This is a genomic window from Pseudovibrio sp. Alg231-02, assembly GCF_900143565.1.
Lineage (GTDB): Bacteria > Pseudomonadota > Alphaproteobacteria > Rhizobiales > Stappiaceae > Pseudovibrio.
Genome location: NZ_FREX01000007.1, coordinates 321,939 through 348,546 on the forward strand (window position 1 = coordinate 321,939; position 26,608 = coordinate 348,546).

A 26,608-nucleotide genomic window follows, 5' to 3' on the forward strand; every position below is an offset into this window, starting at 1 on the left:
TCAGCCAACAAGCAAGGTCGAGCGCAATTAAAGTCGTAACGGCTTGATGGAACGCTTAGACAACTTCCTCTGAAATCACCGGTTCCGCATCAGGCACTTTGCCGAGGTTGAGCACGGCAAACAGCCCAATCACCGCTCCACCACACATAATAGCACCGCCCGCAAAGAAGGGCATGGAGACAAACCATTGCTCGGCCAGAAAGGCCCCAATCGGGATGGCAATCAGCATGAGACTCGATTGCAGCATCTCCCCAACTGAAGTGATACGCCCCAACAGATGTTCAGGCGTTTGCTTAACAACGATTGCCCCAAACGGCACTGTAATGAGGCTAGTAAATGCGCCACCAACAAACCAGATAGCCATCTGCTCCTGCATTCCGATAGGTACCGGACTAAACGGAAGCCAACCTGCTACCATGGTAAGAGCGCCCCCGAAGAAAGAACCAATCACCATCAGCAGGTGCAAGTTGATACGATCACCGATCTTGGCCGTCAGATAAGTTCCAACAAGCCCGCCAACGCCAATAGAACCCAGAATTGGTCCCGCAGCGGCTTCTGGTTGCCCGGTTTCTTTAATGAGCAACAGCAGCACAGCCTCGTAAAGAAACACGCTGAATATAAAGAGGCAAATGAGCGCCATGCCTAAGAGGAGACGCGGTGTTTTCCAAAGATAAGCCAGTCCGACCTTGGCATCATTCACCACACTGCTTTTCTCGGTGCTTTCCTCAGAGGCATCTTTAGCGTCTTTTTTCAGCACTCCTAACAAGCTCAGGCAAATCAGAGAGGCTACGGCAAAGCTGGCGCCACCAAGTAGAAAGACAATATGTGGGCTCCACACGGCGAGCAAAGCACCCCCCAAAACCGGTGCAAAGATCTTGGTAGATTGAATGACGAAATGGTCCACGCTGACCGCCTGTGTCAGCATGTTTGACGGCACTATCTTCTTCAACGCCAACTGCTGTGCAGGCATAAAAGCGGCAGATACTGTGGCTTTCAAAAACACAAAAGCAATAAGAAGCGAAAGGCTGGTGGCAAAAAAGAACATTCCAACCATCAATCCCGCTCGGATGATCAACCCGGCTATTAGCACAGGCCCAGCCCCAATCCGGTCAACCAGAACACCAGCTGGCAGGCCGAAGATCACACGGGGTAAAGTTGCCGCCATGATGACACTGGCAACTTCAGTCGCTCCCATGTCCCAACTGTAGCTGACCAGCACCATGATCGCGATAAAGTCGATCCAGTCTGCAAATGCTGCTGGAACAAGAACACCAAAAAATCGACGAAACGCGTTCAGCTTAAACAATGCCAACACGGAAGTATTTACTGCCTCACTCTGCGCCACGAAGCCCGCCCCAATTTCAATTGATTGATAACACCAGAATAATCAGCGCACAAAATATCGCGCTCACCAAATTTGCAATCCCGTCAGCTTAACCGAAGCCAACCCAGATACAAGGCGCGTATAGGTGAAGAAAATTGGCTGAAATACAGAGAGCAAACGAACTGCAGGTGAGAAATGAGGCTGGCTTTTCTCAATCAGTGGCCAGTTTAGCAAAACAAGCCCCTCAGCTTGGCCAGATCAAATCTTGTGGCCGTCGCCAGAGCTCTCGCCACTTAATATATCGAGGTGACGATCTAGCCGCCGCCTGATCCGCTTCTTGTAAAGATAGTCAATCTTATGAAGAGGCAGCAATTGATGGTTCAGGTATGGTTTTACGTCAAAGCTCTTGATGTACTTATTGCCTGCAGCATCGAGAACTATGCCCATGTTTTCCGGTCTGTCGGCGAAACAGGAAACGTGGTTCTGACGTAAGATTTTAAAGTAATCAATCAGAGCGCGAATAAGTTCTTTGTCCTCAACGCGACCATGGCGACTGATGTAATCCCGGATACTGCGGATTTCCGGGTGCCAAAAGTTGTCGATCTTCTCGGTTAGCAAAGCAGGTCCGCGATCAGTCTCCACAATCCCGTAGACTTTCGCGAAAGACTGGTGTTCATCCAAACCAACGTCTTGAATGTGCTGCCACCCCAGCAACTCATCCTGATTGCCGCTTAGGCGCTGCTTCTTGTAACCTAGTTTCGCACGCACTGACCGAAACAGGTCTTTCAAAAATCCGCGGCTTTTGACTTTGCGCTCACCAGCCTCGTACCGGTCAAACTTCAGGAGCTTCGTTGGGTCAGACGCACATTCATAGGTGTCGCGGAATCCGCCCCCACGAATGAATTCTCCCACCTGAAACACCTGATCTTCCTGAAACACAGTCAACTTTAAGCCAGTCTTTTTTGTAAATTTGAGCCACTTACATAACAAATTATAATGGTTTGAAAAGCATCTTTCTTGCCACACATACTTAAAGCATTGCTTCTAAAGATCTTTATTTCATCCGCATGCGCCTTAACCGGACTTTTCAGGGTTTGAGGGATAATTGGCTCAAAGACAAAACGGACACAAACTCCGGGAACCAGCAGGATGCAGATCTGCAGTGCGCGTGAAATTGCGGCTTTTGTGGAAGATGGCGACACCATTGTCATTGGCGGTTGTGGGTGGGGCCTTGCAACGCCAGAAGCTTTGCTGGAGGCCATTGAGCAGCGGTTTCTTTCAACAGGGCAACCCAAAAACCTATTCATCATCAACTCGCTCTCCATCGGAGATGGCGACAAGCGGGGGCTGAACCGGTTTGCTCATAAGGGAATGCTGCGCGGCATTATCACCTCTCACTTCATTCTCACTCCTTCCCTCCAAAAACTGATCTCTCAAGACAAGCTGGAAGCTTATTGCCTTCCGGCTGGGGTTATTCAGCAGTTGATCCGCGAGATTGGCGCGGGTCGTCCCGGTCTCTTCACCCGCACCGGACTGGGGACATTTGTTGATCCCAGACATGGCGGCGGTAAATGCAGCAAGTCTTCAAAGCATGAGCTTGTGGAACTGCTTCACCTGCATGGTCAGGAATACCTCCGGTACCGCCCGTTCAAGATCGACCTTGCTTTGATTTGCGGGTCTGCAGCGGACACGAAAGGCAATCTCAGCCTTGATGAGGAAGCCGTCACACTTGATTGTCTCAGTTTGGCGACGGCTGCGCATAACAGTGGTGGCCATTGTTTTGCGCAGGTTAGAAACGTGGTGCAGACCGGAAGTCTGCCAGCCCGTTCTGTTACCGTTCCCGGCGTTTTTCTGGATGCAATTGTCGAAGCTCCGGGCCAGACCATTGCCTATGACACGCCGTACAGCCCTGCTCTCAGCGGGGATATCAAACCCTCTCATGCCAGAGTTCAAAACGAACCCAGCGAGATTGCCCGCAAGGTGATTGCACGCCGGGCTGCAGAGGAGTTGATTGAAAACGCAGCCGTAAATATTGGCTTTGGCGTTCCTGCTGGCATTCGCTTTGCTGAACAGCGCAAGCAGTTGGCAGAAAGGATCTGGCTTTCTTGCGAACACGGGCATCACAACGGCCAGTTCCTGGGAGATTCTCTTTATGGCGCAGCTCTGGGATCCGAAGCGCTGCTTTCTTCACTGGATCAGTTTGACTTTTATAGCGGCGGCGGGCTGGATATTGCCTTTCTGGGCATGAGCGAGGTGGACCGGCATGGGAATGTGAACCTGTCCAAAGTGAACGGTAAAATCGTTGGACCGGGCAGCTTCATAGACATCTCACAAAACGCCAGAAAGCTCGTGTTTTGCGGTTTACTGACGGGCGTGGACTCACAGGTTGAGTACCGCAAAGACAAACTCAAAGTGACGCGCAATGGAACCCACACAAAGTTTGTGGAGCAAACAGACCACATCACCTTCAACGCCTTAAATGCCAAAACCAATGGGCAGGAAGTGCTTTATGTGACCGAGCGAGCCGTCTTCCAACTGGGGCCTAACGGGCTGGTGCTGACTGAAGTTGCCCCTGGCATAAAGCCCAAACGGGATGTGCTGGCGCATATGGGGTTTGCCTGCAAAGTGGATGTGCAACGCAAGATGCCGGAGCACATATTCAACGCATTGTAGCCGTTACAAACACGAATAGCACCGCACGGCTATGCCGGCAGTGTTGGCGCTTAAATTCCCGAGAAACGGGAGGAGCAAGGCGAGCAGGCAACACCTGCGCTACTTGTTGTAGTTAGTTTCTTCGGCATTGGCTGTCGCCTTGCCCGGGCATTTTGGTATGGACAACATCGCCTCTTATCCTGAAAGACACGATAGCCAGTTTCCTGGAAGGACAATGGCTTTTTCCAGCAAGTTTCCTTACTAAAACAGTTCCTTCATCCCTGACACGCAACCACTCTGACTGGTTCGTGCCACCGCGTGATGCCCTTCAGACTTGGGCCCTTCCTCTCAAACCATGCGGTCACGTTTGAAAATCGGTTCCACCGGACCTTTGAAAGATACGTTACTTCTCTCAAAAGCCCCACCCAGCCTACGACAAACTGACGGACGGTCCGCCAGCTGCCCGTTACGTAGGCATAAATTCAGAGTACGGGAGAAATTGGAAAGGGGAATAAGTTTTGGCTATCAGCAGCCCGCTTCAATGCAGGAAAAACAGCGGTTTACTCGCCGATTAAGCAGTCCGGCACGCCTCTTGCTAATTTCCAATAATAGGGGGGGCACACTTGCATAGTTGGGTGTTTGGAGCTGCACCGTTTGGTCGAATGTATCCCCCAGTCGTCAGCTCCAAACGCCTGCGCGTTTTAGTCGTAAGCCGCTGTTACGATGACTTCCACGAGCAGTTCCTGAGAAGCAAGGCGGGCTTCACCGCACGCGCGTGCAGGCGCATGCCCTTCTGGCACCCATGCATCCCAAACTTCGTTCATTTCAGCAAAATCACGCATGTCAGAAAGCCAGACGATGGCTTGCAGAATCTGCTCGCGGCTGGAGCCCGCTTCAACAAGCAGTTCATCAACACGGCGCAGACATTCTGCAGTCTGTTCTTTGATGCTTTCACCGCGCACGCCAACTTGGCCACACAGATAAACTGTGCCGTTGTGTTTAACGATCTTGCTCATACGCTGCTTGGTGTGCATGCGTTCAATCATGTTGTTATCCCTTTGGTTTCGGGCTGAAGGATGCAGAGATCAACATCCGCTCCAACGCCCAATTTCAGCTGGATAACATGACTGAAACTGCTCTTAATTTCACTGTGACATTTGCGAGTGTCCAAGTATTTTCAAGAGGGCTGCGTTAAACTAGCTCTTCCTGCACCCGATTTTCCAGGAACCACTGATAGGTATGGCGAATTCCCTTATCCAGCGAGATGGATGGCACCCATCCCAACTGTTGCAGGCGAGCTGAGCTCATCAGTTTTCTCGCAGTTCCATCTGGTTTGGAGGTGTCCTGCGTAATGGCGCCTTGATAGCCCAATATTTTGGAGATGCGTTGCGCAAGTTCCAGAATTGAAATGTCTGCACCAAAGCCAACATTGATGTGCTCTTCTGCGGAGTAAGTCCTCAGCAGATGCACCAGGGCATCCGCGCAATCATCACAGTGCAGAAACTCTCTGCGCGGCGCACCTGTGCCCCAGATCTCAAAGGATTCAGCTCCGCTCACTTTCGCCTCGTGCACCTTGCGCATAAGAGCGGGCAACACGTGGCTGCTTGTCAGATCGAAGTTATCGCCGGGTCCATACAAGTTGGTTGGCATGGCTGAAATAAAATCACAGCCGTATTGCCGCCTGAAGGCCTGACATAATTTGATGCCTGCAATCTTGGCGATGGCATACCATTCATTGGTGGGTTCCAGAGGGCCAGAGAGCAAAGCCCCCTCCTCTATCGGCTGTGGTGCATGTTTGGGATAAATACACGATGACCCCAGAAACAGCAGTTTTTGAACGCCAGCTGCGAAGGCTCCGCGAATGAGGTTGGTCTCGATGGCCAAGTTTTCATATAGAAACTCGGCGGGGTACTCATTGTTTGCCCAAATGCCTCCCACTTTGGCGGCAGCAACAATCACGACCTCTGGCTTCGCCTTCTGCAAGAATGCGAGGGTTTCTGCCTGCATGGTAAGGTCTACTTGCCCCCGGTCCGCAGTCAGAAGAGTGCAGTTTTCCCGCGCCAGCCGCTTCATGAGAGCACGACCAACCATGCCCTTGTGCCCGGCTACGAAAACCGTTTTTCCAGTCAGATCAAAGTCAACAGGTTGCAGATCAGGCATCTTCAAGCACCTTGCTGTCTCTCACTTCCAGCAAGTCTGCCTGCACCATCTCCTCAATCAGTGTTTCGAGAGTGGTTTTTGCCTGCCAACCGAGTTTATCCCGCGCCTTGCTGGCATCCCCCAGCAGTTCATTCACCTCTGAGGGGCGGAAATAGCGTGGGTCGATCTCAACAAGAGTGCGACCACTTGAAGAACAAATCCCCTTCTCTTCAACACCGCTGCCCTGCCATTCCAGTGTGATGCCGCATTTTGAAAACGCCAGTTCTGCAAACTTGCGTACTGACGTCATGGTGCCTGTTGCCAGCACATAATCATCCGGCTCATCCTGCTGCAGCATGGCCCACATGCCTTCAACAAAGTCGCGCGCATGCCCCCAATCCCGGGTCGCCTCAATATTGCCTAGATACAGCTTGTCCTGCTGCCCCAGACTGATCGCTGCTGCGGCGCGAGTGATCTTTCGCGTAACAAAGGTTTCACCGCGCAGAGGGCTCTCATGATTAAACAAGATGCCATTGCTTGCATGAATTCCGTAGGCTTCCCGGTAGTTGACCGCAATCCAGTAAGCATAAAGCTTGGCAGCAGCATAAGGGGAGCGCGGATAAAACGGTGTCGTCTCTTTTTGGGGCACTTCCTGCACCAAACCGTAAAGCTCTGAGGTCGAGGCCTGATAAAACCGCGTTTTCTGCTCCAATCCGAGGATACGGATCGCCTCCAGCAAGCGCAAAACACCCAGTGCATCACTGTTGGCGGTATATTCCGGTGTTTCAAAACTCACCTTCACATGAGATTGCGCCCCAAGGTTATAAACCTCATCGGGCTGCACCTCCTGCATGATACGGATGAGGTTGGTGGCATCTGTTAGGTCACCATAATGCAGGATGAAACGGGCATCATCCTCATGGGGCCCCTGATAAATCCCCTCAATCCTTCCCGTGTTGAAGCTTGAGGAGCGGCGTTTAACGCCGTGCACCGCATATCCCTTATCCAGCAGAAAGCGGCTGAGATACGCTCCGTCCTGTCCGGTAACACCTGTTATCAAAGCGGTTTTCTGCAAGGCCATGGCACGCTCAAAAATTTGAGGGAAACAGAGCATGAACCTAGAAGCAGATTGGTTGTTGTCGCAATTCTGAAAACACGCCCCTGTATTCTTTGGGTGTTTCTACAATCTGATGTTTTTAAACGGGTTTTGATTTTCACCCACAAAGATATCCAAGTCCCGTCAAAATTCACTGGCAATCCCGTAAAGCAGCGTGTATCAAGCTCGCCCTCCCAAATGCCTAGGGAGGTATCCCGAACCTGAAAACCCATTGGTGCCGCCAATTGCCTGGCAGCCGTCCACCTTTGCCTGACTTGAGGCATGATGAGAGGTCTAAAAAATGAACAGCGCATTCGCAGGCATTGATTTTGGAACCTCCAACTCAACCGTGGGCATCTTTTCCGGCGCAAGCCCTGAGCTTGTGATGCTTGAAGACGGCCACAGCGAAATGCCTTCTGCCATCTTTTTCAATTTTGAAGACGAGCAGATCGTTTATGGACGCAAGGCCAAGGAAGAGTACATCAGGGGCGATGAGGGCCGCCTTATGCAGGCGCTTAAAAGCGTTTTGGGCACATCCCTCATTCAGGAAAAAACGGCTGTCATGGGTGGCCGTATGGCATTCAGAGATATTATTGCGCTCTACCTGCGCCAACTAAAACGCAAGCTGGATACACACATGCAGGAGAACGTTTCCAGCGTGGTTCTGGGGCGTCCGGTGCATTTCATCGATGGCAATGAAACCGCTGACCGTGCAGCAGAAAAAACGCTGGAAGGGATCGCCCGTCAGGAAGGGTTTGAGCACATTGCCTTTCAGTATGAGCCGATTGCAGCGGCGCTGGCTTATGAGCAAACAGTAACGCGCGAAGAGCTTATTCTGGTACTGGATATTGGCGGCGGTACCGCCGACTTTTCCGTCATTCGCGTTTCACCAGAGCGCAAAAACGCAGCAGATCGCACCAGTGATATCCTCGCCAATACCGGTATTCATATCGGTGGTACCGACTTTGACCGGTTGCTCTCACTTGCGCAGGTTATGCCGCATCTGGGCTATAAAACGCTAACCAAAGATGGCAAGCGCGCCCTGCCCTCAAAATACTATTTTGATCTGGCAACCTGGCAGTTCATCAACCAGCTTTACTCGCCCAATATCCTGCGGGAATTGGGGGAAGTGCGCCGCGAAGCAGCGCAGCCTGATCTGGTGGAACGCCTGCGCGAAGTGATCCGCGCAAAAGACGGCCACATGCTGGCCACCCGCGTGGAGCAGACCAAGATCGACCTGTCCTCTGCAGAGATTGCAAGCCTGAAGATTGAGCTGGAGGAAGAAGACGTTCTGGTTGATGCAACCAACGCTGATTTCCATGCCGCCATTGGCCCATCCGTTGGCAAAATCGAAGCCACCATTCAGGAAGCGTTGAACAAGGCTGGCGTAACCGCAGATCAGATCAACAGCATGTTCCTCACTGGCGGTACAACCCGCATCCCGATGCTGCGCGAACACTTCAAGTCCTTGATGCCAAACGCGTCTGTGGTTGAAGGCAACGTCTTTGGCGCTGTTGGCCTTGGCCTTGCAGCAGATGCCCGCCGCAAGTTTGCATAGGGTTATCGAGCCAGAACCATGCTGAGTGGGCCTGCGCTTTGCTCAGGATGTTTGAGCTGCTGACCAACGCGCATACCGCTTCCCAAAATGCATCAAGAGGCCACCGGGCCTCTTTTTTCTTGCCTCGTCTCAGCATGAACGAATACCCCCTCCCCCACGGCGGCGTATGCACAAGATCCTTTGCCTTGCAGAAGGCGCTCCCTCAAAAACAACACCCCTATATTTAAATCCACATCATCTCTCTACCCTTATTTCGGAATTGTCACTTTCAACCAATTCAGGTTCCCTAGATGCAAATGTTAATGAATTCTTAAGAGGAGAGGTGCTGCCGGAGGGTGGATTGGGCGCCTTGAGGGGGCGTCATGAAACAGTGGCAAAATTGGTGTTTCAAACATGGTTGGTTTTACCAATTTGCCAGCATGATGGTTGCGTCCTTCATGGTCACATCCAGCGGTGCAACCACGCTTCGCGACGCAGTAGAAGATAGCTTCCTCTTCACCTCAGCTGAAACTGGCGGGAGTTGGATCAAGGCATCAGAGCAAGAGAAGAACGACCTTTGCCTGAGCGTTCTTGAGGCCTATCTGGCGCTTCACCTGAACACCCGAACTCTTGAGATTTACAGCAAATCTGAGAGTGAGTTGAAGGCATTTACCAGCACGCTAACAGATACTGAAGGCGTCCATTCTCCTGAGGCCCTTGAACTTGTTGGGAAAGCATCCGAGCACACCCTTAACACATTGAATAAATTGAGTATTTCAGCGAAAAGTCAACTCATTACTGCACATGCAAAGTACGTTGAGCTGACTGGAGCGCGCGCATCAAATCTGCAGTCTTCCCTCGGTCCGTCTCTCTTCAGCGGGTCCACGCTCACCAGAGACAATCGCAGAACTGAGAAGCGTTTTCAGCGCGCCGTTGACCAGCACAAACAGCTGCAATTTCACTCGGCTCGGCGGGCACGTGCCTATCATCAGGCCCGCGCGGCCAATCTGGTTGATCCGGCATTGTTTGCGGAGTTTCTGAGTACCCTCAATGATCTGCAAAAAGCAGACCTGCAGCTGGCGGTCTCTGAAGCTGACCTCGTGCGCCTGTATTTTCAGGCGAGAACCAGACAGTCAGACATACTGTTGCATCTGGGGCTTTCCCCCCGGCTGCTTGAAAAGAAGAAGCTCGCCCGCAGGAAGCATCTGGCACGCCAGCACGTCAAATAAGCACAGAGTAAACCGAAAGAAAGAGGAGACGCAGCCATGACGAACCTGACCGCAACGCCCGCGACTGCACCTTCTCAGTCCGCACCACCGCCAATCTTGCTTGCCGAGCCGCTCGCGCCCTCCCAAACACCAATCTTGATGGTGCGGGAGCAAGGCCAGCTTGTTGACCTCTCCAAAACCATCGGCACAGCAAAACTTATCCGTGATGGAGACGAGCTTCATATTTTGGATGGGAATGGGCAGATTGTTGTCATTGAACAGTTCTTTGGTGGACCTGCCAATGAATTCTTCATTTTGATGCCATCAGGTCCGCTCACAACACAGAGCCAGTTTCTGAAGGTCGTTGAAGTCGAGACGGCACCAAGACTTGGCAGCTTTCAAGTTGACCTCCCCTCCCCTGCCCAGAAAGAAACGGAGGATGCTGACAAGTCCTCAGAAGAAACCAGTTGGCAGCCCATATCCAAAACAAGCTTGCAGAATGTTCACCACGAACCAGCGCTTGAAAAGCTGAACAGTCTTACGCAGTCTGATCAGCTTTCTGAAAACACGCAGGATAACTATCAGGCTGCTCCACTTGTAAGCGCTCTTAATACACAATCAGAGAACATTATCGTTCCGCGGTTATCTGTCTCTGATCTATACGTCCAACCAAACAGCACAGTTACCCGGGCAAGTGATCTTCCTGTCCATTCTGTTCAGGAAGCATCCTTTCGCACATCCACCAGTATTTCAGTCAGCGATAGCCTCGCTCTTGATTTCGGCGTGGATGGAACCAACTCCCGCGCACTGCTCTTTACACTTGATGCAGCCGGACGCCCACTCGGCCGCTCAGGTGATCCGCTCGATATTACCTGTGGCGGTGCGCGGGTTCTTTTTCAATCTGAGTTTGGACCGCAAGGCCAACACATATTGAAGGGTTTGAAAGGTGATGGAACACTTGTTTTAAAGGTCACGCTGGACCCGAATACACCAAACGGCGCCTACAGCTATGAGCAGTTTGCGCCGTTGGATCACACGGGCAGTGCGCTGGATCTCTTAATGAGCTTCCGTTTCATTGCAAAAGATGCAGATGGTGACACTCTTGTTTCTCATCTGGACATCCGCGTTGAAGATGATCCGATGCCGACCGAATGGAATCTGACGGCTACAGTTTCAGAAGCCGGACTTCCAGGAGGGTCAGAAGGCGATCCCGCTGAAGCCACAGCCTCAGGAGTCTTGCCAATCAATGCTTCGCAAGGCCCTGTCGTCTTATCCTGGAACACAGCATCTCCGGTGGAAGGATTCAGCTTTCATCAGGAGGGGCAAACGCTCCTGATCTTGCAAGGCAACAAAGTTGTTTTGTCAGTCACACTTAACTCAGCAACGGGCACCTATAGCGTCACGCAACACAGCGCGATCAATCATGGAGCTGATGCAGACGCCGTCTTCAATCTCAGTTTCAGTGCAACCAACACGCAAGGCCAGACGACAGAAGGCAAGCTTCTGGTCTCTTCGCTGGATGATGCGCCAAAAGCATTTCCGCTCAACCAGATCAGCTTTGACGAAAGCCAGTTGAGTACCCAAACCGAACTGAGCTATTCCTCTGAGTACCTGCCTCATTCAGCAGGAGCAGACACTGCCACGATCAGCTGGCAATTACCTGATGATCCCGAAGGGCTGATCTACATTATTGAGGGGCAACAGCTCAGCGTTCTGCAAGGCGATACGCTCATTCTCACCGCTCAGTTTACAGAGAGCAAAGGCGCTTACGCTGTTCAACAGCACAATCCTTTGCAACACCAAAATGGCGTAGACCAGCAAACAATCAGCCTTCCCTATGTTATTACGGATGGAGATGGCGATACCGCCGCGGGTCACTTTCAGGTGTCTATCAAAGACGACAATCCGGAAGTCGGGGAACCGGTCCACCTCAATTTAAGTGACGACGCACTCGCTTCAACAGGGGCAGCCCATGCACTTGCTGAGGATACTCATGCCTTAACCGGTGTACTCCCCATCTCAACTGGTGTAGACGGAGGGCAGGTTTCATGGACACAGTCCGCTCTCCCTTCTGGCTTCAGTTGGGATTTGAATGGCGAGAAACTGACGCTTTTCCAAAACACGACGGCAATTTTCACTGCGACGCTGAATTCCAGCAGTGGCGCGTATTCTGTCGATCAACATGCGCCATTGAACCATGCTCGGGGCATTGAGCAGTTTCAACTGCATTATGTTGCAAGTGATGCAGATGGCGACAGCGTTAATGGTCAGCTGCAAATCACGATTACAGACAGCACGCCCGTCCTCAGTTCCGCACCTGAAGCACTTAGCCTTTCAGAAAATGCTCTCTTCGAAGCGCGTATGAACGATAAAGCCTCGATCGTTCAAAGCGGTGATCTGAACATTCATTGGGGCGCCGACACACAGTCTGCACCGACGCTCACCTTCTCTTCCAGCATGAGCGGCAGTCTTGCTCCCTTCACTGTCAACGGAGCTCAGGTCTATTACTCCATTGAAGGTACGGGCAATCAACTCAGCGCAAAGACGCAGGATGGCACGCTTGTTTTCACGATCAAACTGGATCCAACCGGATCAGGGAACTACGAGGTCGAGTTTTTCACACCGATTGACCACACATCTGCAAGCGAGGTTTCACTGCCGTTTTCAGCAGTAGCTTCCGATGGTGACGGAGACACGATCCCTCTGGACTTCACCTTCAGCATCTTGGACGGAAAATCATCGGCGTCCCCCGATCAGTTTTCTGGTACGGAAGATACTCCGCTTGTGTTGGACCTGTTAGGCAATGATACTCTTAGCAGTGAAGGCTTCACTGTTCGCATCGTCTTGGCACCTGCCAAGGGCCACCTCTCTCAGAACCCGGACAACACGTTTAGCTACACGGGTCACCCCAACGCCAATGGCTCAGACAGCTTCAGTTACTACATTGAGGATGCGGATGGAGAGCGCAGTGATACCGTCACCGTCTCTATAGAGCTATCGCCGGAAAACGACGCACCGATCTTTTCCGGCGTCGGCCAGGATACGCCGCTTCACATGAACGTGGAAGATGACGGTCCCGATACTGTGTTCACGGCAAATGCTTCAGATGCAGATGGAGACCCGCTCCATTTTTTTCTCGAAGGGTCTGACAAGGCCCGTTTCAACATTGACGAGCAAACCGGCCAGATAAGCTGGAAAGAAGATGTATCCTTCGAAGCACCCATGGATCTGGACGGTGACAACATCTATGAGATCACTGTAGTCGCGAAAGATAGTTCTGGCGCGGAGGCTGCGCAACAGTTCCGCATTGAAGTCAGCGAAGGCACGAGTGCGCCCGCTGCACCGCCCACCATTTTCCTTCACACCCGAGAACCTGGCAGTTACCAAGTCAGCTGGACTTTCGATGAAACCTCGTATTCTTCTGAGCTAATGGGCCAAATTCAATCCACGTCTTGGGCAGAAAGTGGAGATGATGGAGAAGCCAAAGACGCCAGTGATGGTTCCTCAGATATCTACATTGACGCCGATACTGGCGAATTGGTTCTCTCAGATCGATCCGGTTCGTCTTCAGAGGGAGACGACAATCTTGCCTGCATCAGCAAAACGTTTGACCTGACAGGTGCGCAAAGTGCCTCAATCCAACTCACATACGCAGCAGAGTTCGCAACGAACGGTCCGGCGAAGTCTTTCTACATTGAAGCCCTGTTGGCTGATGGGTCCGTCCACCAGATTGGCGAGATTTCCAGTCTGATCAGTCACACTCAGTCTCAGACGATCAACCTTGATCTAAGCGATTACATCTCATCTGCGACAACGATCCGTTTGGTTGCACCAGCGGATCTCACTGCTGCAGACACATTGAGAATTGAGGAGTTGACGGTTTCGATAGTCCAGCCAGAGCCACTGGAACAGCAACACTTTGAGGCATCCTTTCAGCTTGGAGATGACGACTTGGCAATTGCCAAGTCTGCCAAGATCGATGGAGTTCAGGATGAGATTTCGGGCCTGACCCTCAAACTCTTCAATGCGCAGAATGGTGATCATCTCAATTTCTTGGATGTCGACGGCGTCCAGAGCCAGTTGGAAGACAACGTTAGCGGAGTTATGACACTCACGTTCTCTGGAATAACCGATGCTTCCACCTATCAGAATTTGCTGAACTCAATCACCTTTACAACCACATCTGAAAGCTTGCAGGCGCGTAGCCTCTCAGTCGTTGTTCACTCCGAGGATGGGAACTCCAACCCGTCCATCACCAGTATTCAAGTTCACCCCAATCCAGATGATGGATCCACTGATGCGAGGAACCAGCTTGACGGGACAGCCGGCGACGATATTCTGAAAAGCACCGATGAAGATGATGTGATCAATGGTTTTGAAGGCAACGACCAACTGACTGCCGGAGCCGGATCAGACGAACTTACAGGTGGTGAAGGCTCTGACATCTTCTTCTTCGAGCAGCTCGACGGAGCAGCAGATCACATCACAGACTTCCAGCTGAAAACCTCTGCCGGAGGAGACAGAGATATCTTGGACCTCTCCAAACTGCTCGACGACTACGGCGAAGGTGGAACCAGCCAATACTATAATTTCACTAACCAATACGTCCGCATCGTGGAAAATCAAGACGGTCAATATGCCGTGCAAGTCGATTTGGACGCACGCGATGATGACCAGACATGGGAAACCGTCACCACATTAGACTTCCAAAACGCGGACGCAGTTGGTGCCACCTTAAGCGTTGACGTAAAAGGCTATATGCCGGAGGTCGAGCTACCAATTGAATATGCATTCCCGATGTCCTAGGCAATCTTACCAAACTTGGCAGCTGCCAAGTCGAGAATTTTGAAATAAAATCACTATTCTGCTTTGGTAGAGCTTGTTCTCCCATACGGTATGACTACACTTCTTCTGACATTGCTGCAGAGGAAATTCTATGCGTTCAGATACCCCCATTCAGAAGTTCGTCCATGCAGGAGATCATAAGATCTGTCTTCACGAATGGGCGGGCGAAGGTCCTACATTTTTGCTTCTCCATGCCACGGGATTTCATGGTCGCGTCTGGGATTACATCATCAAGCATTTTCCTGGTCGCCATGTCATAGCATGGGACATGCGCAGTCACGGGCAAAGCGACAATGCTGCCTTACCGAAACTCTGGACTGATCTGGGAGACGACTTATTCGCAGTGATCGAGCAACTCGGGCTCAATCAAGTATTCGGTGTCGGCCATTCTTGTGGAGGTCATTTGTCTATCTTGGCAGCTGCCAAGTTTCCTGAACTCTACAAAAACATTCTTCTGTTGGATCCAGTCGTGTTTCCTAAACCGCTGCTTCCGTTCTTCAAGCAAATTGCAGATCAGGACCATCCGGTTGCCCGGCGACGAAACCAGTGGACGGATGTAGACGAGATGTATGAGCGGTTCAAAACCCGCAAACCATACAACAGCTGGCTGCCTGAAATTTTGCAGGATTACTGCGACCACGGATTAGTCGCTTCAGAGCAGGGCGAAGGATACCAACTCGCTTGTCCACCAGATGCTGAAGCCGAGGTTTATCGCACTTGTTACGGAGACCACATTTATCCGCTTCTGGATGCTGTGACCATGCCAACGACAATTGTGCGCGCGCGTCGTCGGCAACCAGATGAGCCCTTGCATGATTTCTCACCATCGCCCACCTGGGAGCTGCTGGCAGAGAACATGCCCAATGCAAAAGACATTTACGTTCCTGATCACACTCATTTCCTGCCAATGGAAAATCCAGCCGCCATTTTGAACATGATGGCTCAGATGGAGAGGGGAGAGGAGATCCGGTGGCAGGGTGATGGAGCGATCTTGAACGACATGTAAAAACCAAGTTTGGCAGTGGACCTGAGGGAATTCAGAATCTGCCAAGTCAGGGGAGGGGAATATGGGGAATTTTGAAATACACGGCGCGTTGGGCTCACCATACTCAATGAAGGTGCGTGCAGCGTTCCGAGCGAAACGCATTCCACACGCATGGAAGCTCTGCGCACCTATGGGACCGAACAGCCCAACCAAGCATGTGAAGATTCCAGTCATCCCTGTCGTCAAGTATCCGGATGAGACGTGGGTGAACGATTCCACTCCGCTGCTTCTGGACCTGGAGGCAAAAGGGGAGGGGAGGTCGCTTGTTCCAGACGATCCACTGATACGGTTCGCGTGTTACCTGATTGAGGACATGGCAGACGAGTGGCTTGTGAAAGCCATGTTCCATTATCGGTGGTTTTATGAGGAAGACCGAAAGATCGTGCCGAGCTGGTTGCTTTACGACGCTTGTCTTGGTCTGGATGAAAAAACCATCAAGGCAATGGGTCAGCAGTTTGGTGCCCGCCAGATCAGCCGCATGCCAAAGGTTGGATGCACGCCGGAAACAGCGCCTATCATTGAAGCATCCACCAAGCGTATGCTTTCTATTTTGGAACAAGCGGTTCTGTCCAAGCAGCATTTCCTGTTTGGTGATATGGTCTCATTGGCAGATGTGGCTCTCTTCGGCCAGCTCTACCAACTCAAAGACGACCCAACCCCGTCTGCCATGTTGCAAAAGGAGTTCCCTTTCGTCTTCCGCTGGCTCGACCACATAGATGACGCCTCCGGTTTTGAAGGTGATTGGATCACCGAACTTACTCCGGCAGTCAAAGAGCTTCTTAAGATGGCAGGCGATACTTATCTACCGTTCCTGTTAGCGAACTCCAATGCCATCGACAAAGGGGAGGCAACCTTCACAGCAGATCTGCCAGAAGGTTTCTTTACGCAGGACATCTTCAAATACCAGAAGAAGTGCCTCGACCGCCTGCGGGATGAGTGGGTGAAGCTGACGCCTGAACATCGTGAAACACTGAGCGAGTTCCTCATTGGAGGGACAGAGATCCTCGACGTCTCACTGGTGCAGCCCGCCTCTTAATAATCGGACTTGGCAGCAATTGTTGGCAGCTGCCAAGTCATCCGCGCCCTGCCAAACTCACCTGCTTGTGCGTTACTTTTCCCCAAAATCGGCAGAAAACTGCGATGGTGTGCATCAAAATGTATCCATCAACGACGCTTATCTGCCCAAATTGTAACCGAGTTTGTCAGAGTTCAAGATGAGCGACAGCCGATTACAAAACTCAAATTGCTCTCTTTCAACTGATCCCCGATAGTCCCTTCAACGCAATCAAACAGTGTCTTTACCCCAAACGGACATGTTGGACGACCGAACCACCGGAGATCAGAATGAAAAGAATTGCTATCGCAAGCGCCGCTCTCGTTACTCTTTCTGGCGCAGCTTTCGCCGATGCTTTGACTTTTTACGACAGCAACGGCACCAAGACGATTATTCAGACAAACTCATTAACCGGATGCGTTGCCATTTATGACTCCGGACGCAATCCACTCCAGATCTGCCGAATGAATGCGGCGCCTGCTGCAGTTGTTGTACCAGCCCCAACCACAACAGTTGTCACTCCGGCCCCGGTCGCTGTCGCCCCCAAAGCATGGGACCGCCGTCAGGACAGAGCAACCGCGCGCCGTGTCATTCGCAGAACCGAAGCACGTCAGGATCTTTTTGACTAAGCTTCACCTTTAAGGTTGCCTTAAATCCCAATGCTGGCAACGGTGCCCGCCTCCTACCCGAGGCGGGCATATCTTTATGAAAATGCGAGATAACCTGAATAGAATATTTCCCAATAATTTTAATGGGTTAGTGAAAGTGTAACGACCTGTCACAAGGATCGGAACGAAGACGTTCTCTTACACTATTTGGTTTGCACTTAACGCTGCGTCCACGCACTGTTTTCATGAGCTATCGACTTACAAAAAAAGGAGCCCCCATGTTCAAGGCAATCGCTCTCTCCCTGTCTCTCCTCTTTGCAACACCTCTCATCGCTCAGGCGGATCCTGGCAAGGGTCAACGTTTGGAAATGATGGCTGAAAAGCTGCAGCTGACGGATGAGCAGAAAGAAAAAGTCCGCCCAATCATGAAGCAATCCATGGAAGAACGCCGCGCGATCCTGAAAGATGCTGGCATTGAGCGTGGCAAGAAGCCAACCCTTTCACAACTGCGCGAAGTTCGCGGTCCAATGCAAGCGTCCAGAGAAAAGATGAATGAGCAGATGGCTCAGGTTCTCAGCGCAGAGCAGATGGAAAAGTTCAGCGCGATGCAGCAGGAAATGCGCGATAAAATGAGAAAGAAATTCAAAGAAGGCAAATAAGACAGCGCGCCTACAAAAAGGGAAGGGGAGCATATGCTCCCCTCTCATATCAACCAAGTATGGTTTCAACTTTCCGCTTCAGATCAACCATTGCTTCCCGATAAGGCCCTGGTCCAAAGCTCACCCGCGAAACGCCAAGCGTTCCAAGCTTAGCGATTTCAGGCATGCCCTTCATCATGTAAGCATTCACAGGCAGTGGCACGGCCTCGCAAATCTGAGCGATCAGCTCAGGATTAGTTAAGGCCGGAATGAAGAACCCGCTGGCGCCAGCTTCGGCATAGCGCTGTCCACGCAGCACAACTTCTTCCACCAAGGCAGCATGTTTGCTTGCATCTGGTTCCTGCAAAAACAGATCAGTTCTCGCATTGATGAAAAACGGAATGCCTGCTTCATCTGCAGCGTCCCGAAAGGCTGCAATCCGCGCACATTGCTCATCAATCGAGTAAAGGCCGGAGCCGTGGACCTTCTGATCCTCAAAATTGACGCCAACTGCACCGGTTTTGATGATCCGGGCCGCATTTTCCTTCACATCCGCAGGGCTATCTGCATAGGCGCCTTCAAAATCGAGAGAGAAGGGGACATCCACGCTTTCAGCAATGCGGCTTGCGATGATTTCAACCAGGGAAAGCGGAATTTCTTCGCCGTCTCCATACCCATGCGCCGCAGCAACTGATGCGCTTCCCGTTGCAACGGCCTTGGCACCTGCCTTTGTGGCGGCCTGCGCAGTGCCCGCATCCCAAATGTTGTAGAGGACGATTGGCTCACCTTTTTTATGCAGAGCGGCGAACTGTTTTGCTTTATCAGCCTGAGACATCAATAAGGCCTTTCGATCTTGCTATTTTCAATTCAACGTCAATCAATTTCTGTTTTCGCCAGAGACCGCCGCCATATCCGGTGAGGCCTCCGTCCATCCCAATCACGCGGTGGCACGGAATAACAATGGCAATCTGGTTTGCTCCATTGGCGCGGGCAACGGCGCGGGTGGAACTGGGCTTTCCCATCTGCTTCGCCAGCTGGCTGTAGCTTTTGGTGGCCCCAATCGGAATTCGGCGCAGTTCGCGCCAGACATCCTTGGTAAACTCGGTGCCATGCATCATCAAAGGCACATCAAAATCCAGTCGCTTGCCCTCAAAGAACTCGCGCAGTTCTGACGCGATCTGATCGGTCGGCGCAGTCCGGCCAAGGCCCAGATCTCCCTTTACCTGTTTGCGCAATCGGGCAAGTTCTGCAGGCAGGGCTTTTCGGTCAGCAAACTCCAGCAGATGAAGTGCGCGGTCATCGCTCACGGCAATCATCGCGCCGAGCGGAGTATCGAACCAATCCGCCTTGAGCAGACCATCGCCTTTCAACTCTGCCGGTTTACATCCCAGCAACCGGGCAAAGGCCTGCCGGAAAGCATCTGGAGACGAGAAGCCCGAGGCCAACTGCGCATCAACCACCTTGCCACCGTCGGAAAGCGTCTCAAATCCATCACGTAACCGAGAAAGACGCGCCATTTCCAGAAACGTAATTCCGAACTGTCGTTTGAAGCTGCGGCAAACGGTGGAAGGATCTAACCCAAGCTTCGCAATATCGGACTCGGACCATTTATGGTGCGGTTTAGCTTCAAACTCACACAGCAACCGGGTCACGACTTCATCGTTCTCGGCAGACGTGCCCACCGGATGGCAGCGTTTGCAAGGGCGGAACCCAGCTTCAAAGCATTCGGAAATGGTCTCGAAGAAACAACAATTCTCAAACTTTGGCTTACGGGCGGGGCAGGTGAGGCGGCAAAACACTCCGGTTGAGCGCACACCAACATAGGCCCGGCCATCAAAGTCCGGATTTCGGTCAATCAGCGCCTGATAAAGCACTTTGTTATCTGGAAGTTCAAAAAGCATAGTTTCTTATAGATCTAGTTGCCCCCAAATGCGCACGGTTTTCGGGCGTCTATTAAGGACATCTGCTTTCATGTTACCTCAGCATCTGACCAAAGCTAATCAATAGCAGGATAGAGCAAAGCGCCGAATGCAGAAATTATGCAGTACCAGTCGGGCTCCCGATCAACCCAAGTTCAGGTTTGCAATGCGAACTTGCATAACGCGGGCAGGGGTGTAGGTGTCGGCGATGACCTCAAACTCAGCCTCGCCGCAATCAATGAAGCCGAGCTTTTGGTAAAATTGCTTGGCTTCCTCGTTCCCTTCAAGCACATAGATTCCGGCGACTTTATCCTCGGGGAACTCAGAGACAGCCTGTTTCATCAGAGCTCGGCCCAACCCTTTGCGCTGAAAGTCGCTGGCCAGATAACACGCCCAGATAAAGACCACTTCGCCGCGAAGGGCACAGGCCAAAGACCCGACGATCTTCTGCTCGCTCTTGGCAAGGTACAGATACCCGTATTCTCCAGGAACAACGCCGCCCAGATCTTCGCTTTCCAGCCTTGCAACCAATTGTTTGGTCAGCTCAGTGCCCAACTCATCCTCATGGGCCTGTGTCCAGGCCGTCGTCAGAAAATCACGAAGCTCCTGTTTGTCGTCCTCCTGAAACAACGTGATCAGAGGCATTTGCGTTGTAGCTGATCCATGAGCCATGAGTTTCACATCCAATTCTAATTGCTAAGGGCAAACCACCCAACCCAGCGCTAGTTATCTGCAACAGAGGACCCGGAGGCGGCCAGACCAAACAACGTGCGGTGCAAGGCCAGCTTTCCATCAATTGCCCGGTCAACACAAGCGCGGAAATATCCAGCTGGTCGCGCAATGCTTTCCGGATCGCGCAGGGCTTTCTCAACCGTGGTGATCAAAACCGCAGAAGCCGTATAATCGCCAACCCGTTTTCTCGCATCAAACCAGCCTTTTTGAGAGAGGCCAATCAGCAAACGCATGTCATCGGACGCGTCAATCAAACTGTTCCAGCTGGAAAGATCGAGCCCAATTGCAGCTTGAGTTTCTGCAGTTGCTGAACTGATCAACCCAAGGGAAACCTCAGACAGGAGAGGGGAGAACTGATCGCTTTCATGAGGATCAACATGTTCTGACCAGTTCAGACTTTCAGCTTTGCTCAGCTTTTGGCTTGTGGCACGAGTTTCGCTTTCTGGTTCCTCTTCAGGAGCCATTTCAAATCGGGTGTAACCTGATTTGCTTGTATTTATGGATGCGTCGTTAGACGCGTTCCGCTGTTGCTTACTTTTTTTCCAAGAGTCTTGAGAGGTTGTATTATTATATGGGGTGACATGATTGTCTTCTGCGCATGACATTTCTGAGTTTCTATCAAAAAAAACATCATGTTCAGCAACATCAGCATCACCCTTTTCTGTTGGTGTTTCCCTCATATCAAAGCGAGCTACTAAAAGCTCATGAAGCATGGTCAATGCCTCAGCGCGGTCAACAACACCCATTGGCTGATCCATCAACTCATTGAATGCGGATGCGATCTCTGAGACTTCCAGTTCTTCAAGGCTGGCAAGACGGAAAAGGTCTGCCATAGCTCTTGAAAGCCGGCTTATTGTACGCTTGGCTTCCTTTTCCTGGGCAAGACGGGCTGCAAACACAGCACCAATCTGCTTCAGTTCAGTCAGACGTTGACGTGCCGGAGAGAAATCCAGCCCATAGCCACGCTCAATCTGACGATCTTCACCCGCGCGGTAGATATAACGACGTCCCGTTGGGCTATCTTTGTAAGCAAGAACACCAGCTTCCACCAGCCTGCGTAACGAGCGCACGACAGTACGAGAGGAGCGGCTGACATACTCAGCGAGTTTTTCATTGGAAATTGCGACAAGCGGACGGCGGTCCTGTGACCAGTCCTCTGCAGCCGTCAAGCCAATCAGAATATCGAGAATATGATAGGTGGTCCCATCAATTCCCAAAGCAGGCGCGGCCTTCTTCAAAGCCATTGCGACCTCTGATTTTGTCGTCTTCACAATGTCATTGGCCATCGCCAGTTTTTGACTGGCAACCATTGCCGGCGTCAGTTTTCTGAACGACGCCACTGAACCAACAGATTGCATAGCTACACCGTTCACCTACTAAGTCTAGTAGGTGTTCTCATGGGTCAGGACGCAAAACATCCTCCCCAAACTGAGGATAAACGGGACAAACTGGCGATTAGCATGCAGAAAGACGCTTCAACACCTTGGTGAAGGGTTGATTCGTACCGCGTCTCGAAGTAATTTGAAGATGCAAAAAAGGGTTACATCGAGCGCTATCGTTTGTTTGTACCCAAGGAATTTCGGTCTTGTTGATTGCCGTCAGCAGGACCGTTTTTCTTTGGAAGAGACGTAACTAGACCGTCATGCATCCTCCTTCAGAATTTCTTCTTCAAACTCATCCATCAGATCCGGCAGGCGGCGCTTCAAAAACGCGGCAAGTTCAGGCTGCTTTTTCGCATCCACCTGAAAGCTCAGCGCATTCGGACCATCCTTCATCAGGATCTGCTTGTCGCCAATCCAGCTCTTAGCGGCTGTGGCGATAGAACCAGTTGTGACTGCTGCCGTTGTCTCGGCAGACTTGCAGGCAGACAGGATCGCGCTGAAGCGCTCGTCACTTGCAGAAAGCTCAAAGTCGGCGCTGATCATCACGGCATCAACATGGGCCTTGAATGGGTCAGGCAACTGGCCGTGATTGAAATGACCAGCAAGCTCTTCCCATCTTGGACGCCCGATCTTTGGCGCAGGGCCAATCTCGCGGACAAATTCTTCTGGCAGGGCATTCATGAGCTTGAGCAGCTTGGATACGGTTGTCGCGTCCTTACCAATCGCCTTGGAAATGACCGTCTGCGGGAATGTCTTTGCCAGACGTGAGGCAAACAACGCTGTCTCGATGAAAGACAGGTTCTTCCGCTCATGGTTTTCCTGACCCTGAGCAATCAGAAGGGCTTCATCGGAAAGCTCTTTGATGATCCCGCGAACCGAGATGCCAAGGTCTTTACAGGCGCGCCAACGACGGTGACCAAATGCGATCTGATAACGATCCGGCAGGTCCGGATGCGGGCGCACCAGAATAGGCACCTGCTGGCCGCTGGCAGAGATGGAGGCCTTGAGCTTCTCAAAATCCTCATCATTGGCCACAACCATTCGGTCAGACACAAAGGACGGGTCAAGGTCTTCCGTGTTCAGCTCATGCGCGACACTGCCGTCCTCGATCATCTGACGCAGCTTTTCGTTCTCCTTCTCCACGTTGGAGAAGGTGTTGCGCATAGACTTGATCGCCCCCGGAGAGACGCGTTGCTTCGTTGTCGCCGTCATGGACGGGGCAGGGCCGGGCGATTTCGCCAGCTCAGCCGGATCAACACCGCCAAACATGGCACGCATCTTCTTGGAACGATCAGTTGCCTTGTTCATGGACGACCCCATACCTGTTTGATCAGTTGGAACACTTCCGTATTGGCTGCATCGACCGATTCAAGAGCACGATTGAGGGTATCGCGGGTCATGTTTCCGCGCTCAACCTCGTAAAGGCTCTTCTTTTCCAGTCCCGCATTGGCAATCGCTGTGGTCTCCACAATGGACGCCGCCAACACATCCTCACCAAAAAGACCTCTCAAAAGCGCTGCAACGTTCACCTGCGGCACGTCATGGGGTGTATGGCGTGTGAGCAGGTAACGCACAAAATCGTGGCTCAGGGTGCCGCCAGCCTCTTCAATCACCGCCAGCAGTTCTGAGGTCATGGAGAGGAACTGGTTCATGGATGACACGTCCAGCATGGCTGGATGCACGGTGATGACGATTCCGGTTGCTGCATAGAGCGCGCCAAGGGTGAGATACCCCAGCTGTGGCGGCGCATCGATAAGCACAACATCATAATCATCTTCCACCTCCTTCAGGACGGTCGCCATGCGGCGGAAGAACATGCCATCGCCGCGCGAAAGCCCTTGAGCAATTGCCTGCGGGGTTTCGTGCTCATATTCCATCAGTTCCAGGTTACCGGGGACAAGATCGAGTCCATCAAAGTAAGTTTTGCGGATAACATGGCTGAGTGGAACGCGCTCCTCGTCGTCATAACGGATCGCGGCATAAAGCGTCTGGTTCTCGTCAACATCGAACTCTGGCTGATAGCCAAACATGGCAGACAAGGAGGCCTGCGGATCAAGGTCGATGGCGAGCACACGCAGGCCCTGAAGCGCAAGATAGTGCGCTAAATGGACGGTTGTGGTGGTCTTTGCAGAGCCGCCTTTGAAGTTGGCGACGGCCAGAACCTGCATCTTCTCGCCATGACGGCGGCGCGGGTCCAGACGCAGGGCATCTGAAGGGCGTTTTTCAGCCAGATAACGACGTAATTCGTTGATCTGAGGAAGGGTATAAATGCGTCTGCCGTTATCCAGCCTTTCGGGGATAACTGCTTCGCCGTTGAGTGAAAGCTGGCGCAAACTGGATTCGGCAACGCCGAGCAGGCCTGCAACCTCGCGCGAAGAAAACGTCTTCAGCTTCTTCATAGCTTCAGGCGGATACATCTTCTCCCTTAAGGATTGCAGTTGCCGTGACAACAAGTCAGAATGGCGTGCAATCTTCTCAGCAGAAGTTTCATCATGTTCAGCAGCGAGCAGCATATTGCCTCTTAACCTCTATGACGGTTTTGAAGTTCAGAGCGAAAATAATCCGTCACAGCGCATCCTTCTCCGTTTCAAAACCCGCGTCAATATCTTTATAGTTAACGAGTATTAACCAATATTAAGAGTTCGTTAAGGTTCTTTCCACTGTCCTTGTACTGCGGAACCGGTAAATTACCAGATATTGCGTAAACCACCGATTTTACAGCAACATTTCCATAATTAGACAAAACAATCTTATTAAGAAACCTCACTTTCGCCAAGCCAACAAAAAAACTTAGGTATGACGGTTTATGTGCAAAAATCGATGAAATACCGATTTGACAGTTCGAACCTTCCTCTCAACCGGCAGTGTACACGTGAATCAGTCATAGATTCGCACTGAGTCCTAAAGCACCCAAGTACACGCAAAAACCTAAACCATTAGAGCTTTCCCAAGTTCCGCAAGGCTTTGGCGAGAACCTGTCTTGTATGGTCCGGCCCAACCGGTTTCGTCCTGTTTTGTCCTGATTTCCAGCTGATCTTGGGGGGCCTGTGGTTTCCGCTGTCAAACTTCATCTTTATCGTGTGTCCAGTTCAAACAATGAAGTGGTCTTTTCCAAAGGTGCCCTTCAAAAAATCGGCGCCACAGCCGGTGAACACCTGTCCTTCAAGATAGGTGCCTGTCACCGATTTTCTGCCAAAACGGCAATCAACACCGAGCGCAGGTCAGCCCTTGGCCTGCCAGCAGATGTGTTTGACGAACTCGGCCTTGCACTTATTGATGGCCTTCACGTTAAGCGGGACGGGGACACCATCCACATCGGCCCGACCATTGGCATTATGGGTGCGGGCAAGTTTGATCCTGAGCGTCGCCACCAGCAGGACATGCTGACATACGCTCAAACCTGCGGCTACATCGCCTTTCTGTTTTCGCCTGAAGATTACAACTGGGCGACAAACACAATCACCGGGGAGACCATGCCTGGCCACCGGCAGCCCGGTCTGCCCCTGCCCACCGCCATTTATAATCGCATTCACACCCGCGATGAAGAGCACAAACTACGTGTGGAAGCGGTGAAGAACCGGATGCGCGCTCTGGGCTCTCACATCTACAATCCCGGCTTCTTTGATAAATGGGAGGTGCATGAGCACCTGATGTACGGGCAAAAGCTGCGCAAGTATCTGCCCGAAACCCACCGAGCACCGACACCACCGCTTTTAAAGAAGATTCTGGACCGCCATCACTCTGCTTATCTCAAACCCGTCGACGGGCGAGGGGGCAAACTGCTGATGCGCTTGTCCAGGCGCGATAAAGGCTACCGCTTGCAATGGTTGACCGATCTATCCTGCCCGCATGCGGATTTCATGCAGCTGGAAGACGCGTTTGAGTTCGCCTTCAGTCATACGTCACTGGACCAGTATCTGGTGCAGCAAAGTCTCGACTTTTCTTCGTTCGATGGCAGGTCTGTCGATTGCCGCGTTCAGATGCAAAAGGACATCAGCGGCACATGGCGCTGCTTGATGATCGGCCCAAGGGTCTGCGCGCACGGTTGTATCTCCTCCCACTTCAGCCAGGGTGCGGATGTGATTGATCCGGATGACTACTTCACCAACGCGTTTGGCAAGAAGGCCGAGGCGGTGAAAGCGGCTGTCGAGGAATGCGGTTTCGCCATTGCCCATCGTATGGACGACTATCACACCTCTCCAATCGGGGAACTGGGACTGGATATAGGCGTCGACAAAACAGGTTGCCCCAAGCTACTCGAGATCAACGCCAAGCCCGGACGCATGATCTTTCTCGATCCGCGCCACGCAGAAGCAAGAGTGACAACGTTGGAGGCCAGCATCGATTATGGTGCGTTTCTTTCCGGCTTTGGCGACGAGCCTGAGTGACGAGCGGCAAAACATATAGATGTCAGGAAGGTCTTAGCGCT

Annotated in this window: 20 protein-coding genes; 9 read left to right on the forward strand and 11 right to left on the reverse strand. The window is 51.9% G+C overall.

From position 1 onward, the window contains the following. Positions 1 to 55 precede the first annotated feature (55 nt). The gene (locus DHN43_RS19070) at positions 56 to 1,345 is read right to left on the reverse strand and encodes an MFS transporter (RefSeq protein WP_108819682.1); all 1,290 of its coding nucleotides are present in this window, start codon (positions 1,343 to 1,345) and stop codon (positions 56 to 58) included. Positions 1,346 to 1,582: 237 nt separating this feature from the next. Continuing rightward, positions 1,583 to 2,263, reverse strand: coding sequence for a YrbL family protein (locus DHN43_RS19075; protein WP_108819683.1), 681 nt, complete (start codon positions 2,261 to 2,263; stop codon positions 1,583 to 1,585). Between the two features lie 210 nt (positions 2,264 to 2,473). Between DHN43_RS19075 and DHN43_RS19080 the strand changes: the two genes are divergently transcribed. Next, positions 2,474 to 3,997, forward strand: coding sequence for an acyl CoA:acetate/3-ketoacid CoA transferase (locus DHN43_RS19080; protein WP_108819684.1), 1,524 nt, complete (start codon positions 2,474 to 2,476; stop codon positions 3,995 to 3,997). Between the two features lie 680 nt (positions 3,998 to 4,677). Here the strand turns inward: DHN43_RS19080 and DHN43_RS19085 are convergent. The 3 genes from DHN43_RS19085 to gmd all read right to left on the reverse strand — a co-directional run bounded on the left by DHN43_RS19085 (position 4,678) and on the right by gmd (position 7,190). Further along, complete coding sequence (locus DHN43_RS19085; RefSeq protein WP_063287656.1) at positions 4,678 to 5,022, reverse strand: RidA family protein; 345 nt, start codon at positions 5,020 to 5,022, stop codon at positions 4,678 to 4,680. A 145-nt stretch (positions 5,023 to 5,167) separates the two neighbouring features. Beyond that, positions 5,168 to 6,136, reverse strand: a complete 969-nt coding sequence (fcl, locus tag DHN43_RS19090) for a GDP-L-fucose synthase (protein ID WP_108819685.1) — start codon at positions 6,134 to 6,136, stop codon at positions 5,168 to 5,170. After that, the gene (gene gmd / locus DHN43_RS19095) at positions 6,129 to 7,190 is read right to left on the reverse strand and encodes a GDP-mannose 4,6-dehydratase (protein ID WP_208995506.1); all 1,062 of its coding nucleotides are present in this window, start codon (positions 7,188 to 7,190) and stop codon (positions 6,129 to 6,131) included. The genes fcl and gmd overlap by 8 nt, the downstream gene beginning before the upstream one ends. A gap of 322 nt (positions 7,191 to 7,512) precedes the next feature. Here gmd and DHN43_RS19100 point away from each other — a divergent pair, with 322 nt between their 5' ends. From DHN43_RS19100 to DHN43_RS19130, 7 genes are all read left to right on the forward strand, one after another. After that, on the forward strand, positions 7,513 to 8,769 hold the full coding sequence (locus DHN43_RS19100; RefSeq protein ID WP_063299840.1) for an Hsp70 family protein: 1,257 nt from the start codon (positions 7,513 to 7,515) through the stop codon (positions 8,767 to 8,769). Positions 8,770 to 9,131: 362 nt separating this feature from the next. Then, a complete protein-coding gene (locus tag DHN43_RS19105; RefSeq protein ID WP_108819686.1) occupies positions 9,132 to 9,977 on the forward strand; it encodes a hypothetical protein in 846 nt (281 codons plus the stop codon). 36 nt (positions 9,978 to 10,013) lie between these two features. After that, a complete protein-coding gene (locus tag DHN43_RS19110; RefSeq protein WP_108819687.1) occupies positions 10,014 to 14,762 on the forward strand; it encodes an Ig-like domain-containing protein in 4,749 nt (1,582 codons plus the stop codon). Positions 14,763 to 14,892: 130 nt separating this feature from the next. Continuing rightward, on the forward strand, positions 14,893 to 15,807 hold the full coding sequence (locus DHN43_RS19115) for an alpha/beta fold hydrolase (RefSeq protein WP_108819688.1): 915 nt from the start codon (positions 14,893 to 14,895) through the stop codon (positions 15,805 to 15,807). A gap of 61 nt (positions 15,808 to 15,868) precedes the next feature. Beyond that, entirely contained in the window at positions 15,869 to 16,882 is a 1,014-nt protein-coding gene (locus DHN43_RS19120; protein WP_108819689.1) for a glutathione S-transferase family protein, read from the forward strand. 308 nt (positions 16,883 to 17,190) lie between these two features. Then, positions 17,191 to 17,529 (forward strand): hypothetical protein, encoded by a 339-nt coding sequence (locus tag DHN43_RS19125; protein ID WP_057462935.1) that lies wholly within the window; start codon positions 17,191 to 17,193, stop codon positions 17,527 to 17,529. Positions 17,530 to 17,786: 257 nt separating this feature from the next. Then, on the forward strand, positions 17,787 to 18,167 hold the full coding sequence (locus DHN43_RS19130; protein ID WP_057462934.1) for an LTXXQ motif family protein: 381 nt from the start codon (positions 17,787 to 17,789) through the stop codon (positions 18,165 to 18,167). A gap of 49 nt (positions 18,168 to 18,216) precedes the next feature. On the opposite strand, the gene DHN43_RS19135 is transcribed toward DHN43_RS19130, so the two are convergent. From DHN43_RS19135 to repA, 6 genes are all read right to left on the reverse strand, one after another. Next, the gene (locus tag DHN43_RS19135; RefSeq protein WP_108819690.1) at positions 18,217 to 18,981 is read right to left on the reverse strand and encodes an isocitrate lyase/PEP mutase family protein; all 765 of its coding nucleotides are present in this window, start codon (positions 18,979 to 18,981) and stop codon (positions 18,217 to 18,219) included. Continuing rightward, entirely contained in the window at positions 18,968 to 20,047 is a 1,080-nt protein-coding gene (locus tag DHN43_RS19140; RefSeq protein WP_108819691.1) for a bifunctional transcriptional activator/DNA repair enzyme AdaA, read from the reverse strand. Before DHN43_RS19140 ends, DHN43_RS19135 begins: the two co-directional genes overlap by 14 nt. A 162-nt stretch (positions 20,048 to 20,209) precedes the next feature. Then, positions 20,210 to 20,737 (reverse strand): GNAT family N-acetyltransferase, encoded by a 528-nt coding sequence (locus DHN43_RS19145; protein WP_108819692.1) that lies wholly within the window; start codon positions 20,735 to 20,737, stop codon positions 20,210 to 20,212. A gap of 50 nt (positions 20,738 to 20,787) precedes the next feature. Then, complete coding sequence (gene repC, locus DHN43_RS19150) at positions 20,788 to 22,155, reverse strand: plasmid replication protein RepC (RefSeq protein WP_108819693.1); 1,368 nt, start codon at positions 22,153 to 22,155, stop codon at positions 20,788 to 20,790. Between the two features lie 282 nt (positions 22,156 to 22,437). Beyond that, positions 22,438 to 23,487, reverse strand: coding sequence for a plasmid partitioning protein RepB (repB, locus tag DHN43_RS19155; RefSeq protein ID WP_108819694.1), 1,050 nt, complete (start codon positions 23,485 to 23,487; stop codon positions 22,438 to 22,440). Continuing rightward, positions 23,484 to 24,692, reverse strand: coding sequence for a plasmid partitioning protein RepA (gene repA / locus DHN43_RS19160; RefSeq protein WP_108819695.1), 1,209 nt, complete (start codon positions 24,690 to 24,692; stop codon positions 23,484 to 23,486). Before repA ends, repB begins: the two co-directional genes overlap by 4 nt. A 534-nt stretch (positions 24,693 to 25,226) precedes the next feature. Between repA and DHN43_RS19165 the strand changes: the two genes are divergently transcribed. Continuing rightward, positions 25,227 to 26,567, forward strand: a complete 1,341-nt coding sequence (locus DHN43_RS19165) for a YheC/YheD family endospore coat-associated protein (protein ID WP_063293477.1) — start codon at positions 25,227 to 25,229, stop codon at positions 26,565 to 26,567. Positions 26,568 to 26,608 lie beyond the last annotated feature (41 nt).

What these genes read in the sequence shown, in the direction of transcription:
- DHN43_RS19080 (WP_108819684.1), top strand. Translation starts at nt 2,474, where the DNA reads ATGCAGATCTGCAGTGCGCGTGAAATTGCGGCTTTTGTGGAAGATGGC.
- DHN43_RS19085 (WP_063287656.1), bottom strand. Translation starts at nt 5,022, where the DNA reads ATGATTGAACGCATGCACACCAAGCAGCGTATGAGCAAGATCGTTAAA.
- fcl (WP_108819685.1), bottom strand. Translation starts at nt 6,136, where the DNA reads ATGCCTGATCTGCAACCTGTTGACTTTGATCTGACTGGAAAAACGGTT.
- DHN43_RS19100 (WP_063299840.1), top strand. Translation starts at nt 7,513, where the DNA reads ATGAACAGCGCATTCGCAGGCATTGATTTTGGAACCTCCAACTCAACC.
- DHN43_RS19105 (WP_108819686.1), top strand. Translation starts at nt 9,132, where the DNA reads ATGAAACAGTGGCAAAATTGGTGTTTCAAACATGGTTGGTTTTACCAA.
- DHN43_RS19110 (WP_108819687.1), top strand. Translation starts at nt 10,014, where the DNA reads ATGACGAACCTGACCGCAACGCCCGCGACTGCACCTTCTCAGTCCGCA.
- DHN43_RS19115 (WP_108819688.1), top strand. Translation starts at nt 14,893, where the DNA reads ATGCGTTCAGATACCCCCATTCAGAAGTTCGTCCATGCAGGAGATCAT.
- DHN43_RS19120 (WP_108819689.1), top strand. Translation starts at nt 15,869, where the DNA reads ATGGGGAATTTTGAAATACACGGCGCGTTGGGCTCACCATACTCAATG.
- DHN43_RS19125 (WP_057462935.1), top strand. Translation starts at nt 17,191, where the DNA reads ATGAAAAGAATTGCTATCGCAAGCGCCGCTCTCGTTACTCTTTCTGGC.
- DHN43_RS19130 (WP_057462934.1), top strand. Translation starts at nt 17,787, where the DNA reads ATGTTCAAGGCAATCGCTCTCTCCCTGTCTCTCCTCTTTGCAACACCT.
- DHN43_RS19135 (WP_108819690.1), bottom strand. Translation starts at nt 18,981, where the DNA reads ATGTCTCAGGCTGATAAAGCAAAACAGTTCGCCGCTCTGCATAAAAAA.
- DHN43_RS19140 (WP_108819691.1), bottom strand. Translation starts at nt 20,047, where the DNA reads ATGCTTTTTGAACTTCCAGATAACAAAGTGCTTTATCAGGCGCTGATT.
- DHN43_RS19145 (WP_108819692.1), bottom strand. Translation starts at nt 20,737, where the DNA reads ATGGCTCATGGATCAGCTACAACGCAAATGCCTCTGATCACGTTGTTT.
- repC (WP_108819693.1), bottom strand. Translation starts at nt 22,155, where the DNA reads ATGCAATCTGTTGGTTCAGTGGCGTCGTTCAGAAAACTGACGCCGGCA.
- repB (WP_108819694.1), bottom strand. Translation starts at nt 23,487, where the DNA reads ATGAACAAGGCAACTGATCGTTCCAAGAAGATGCGTGCCATGTTTGGC.
- repA (WP_108819695.1), bottom strand. Translation starts at nt 24,692, where the DNA reads ATGCTGCTCGCTGCTGAACATGATGAAACTTCTGCTGAGAAGATTGCA.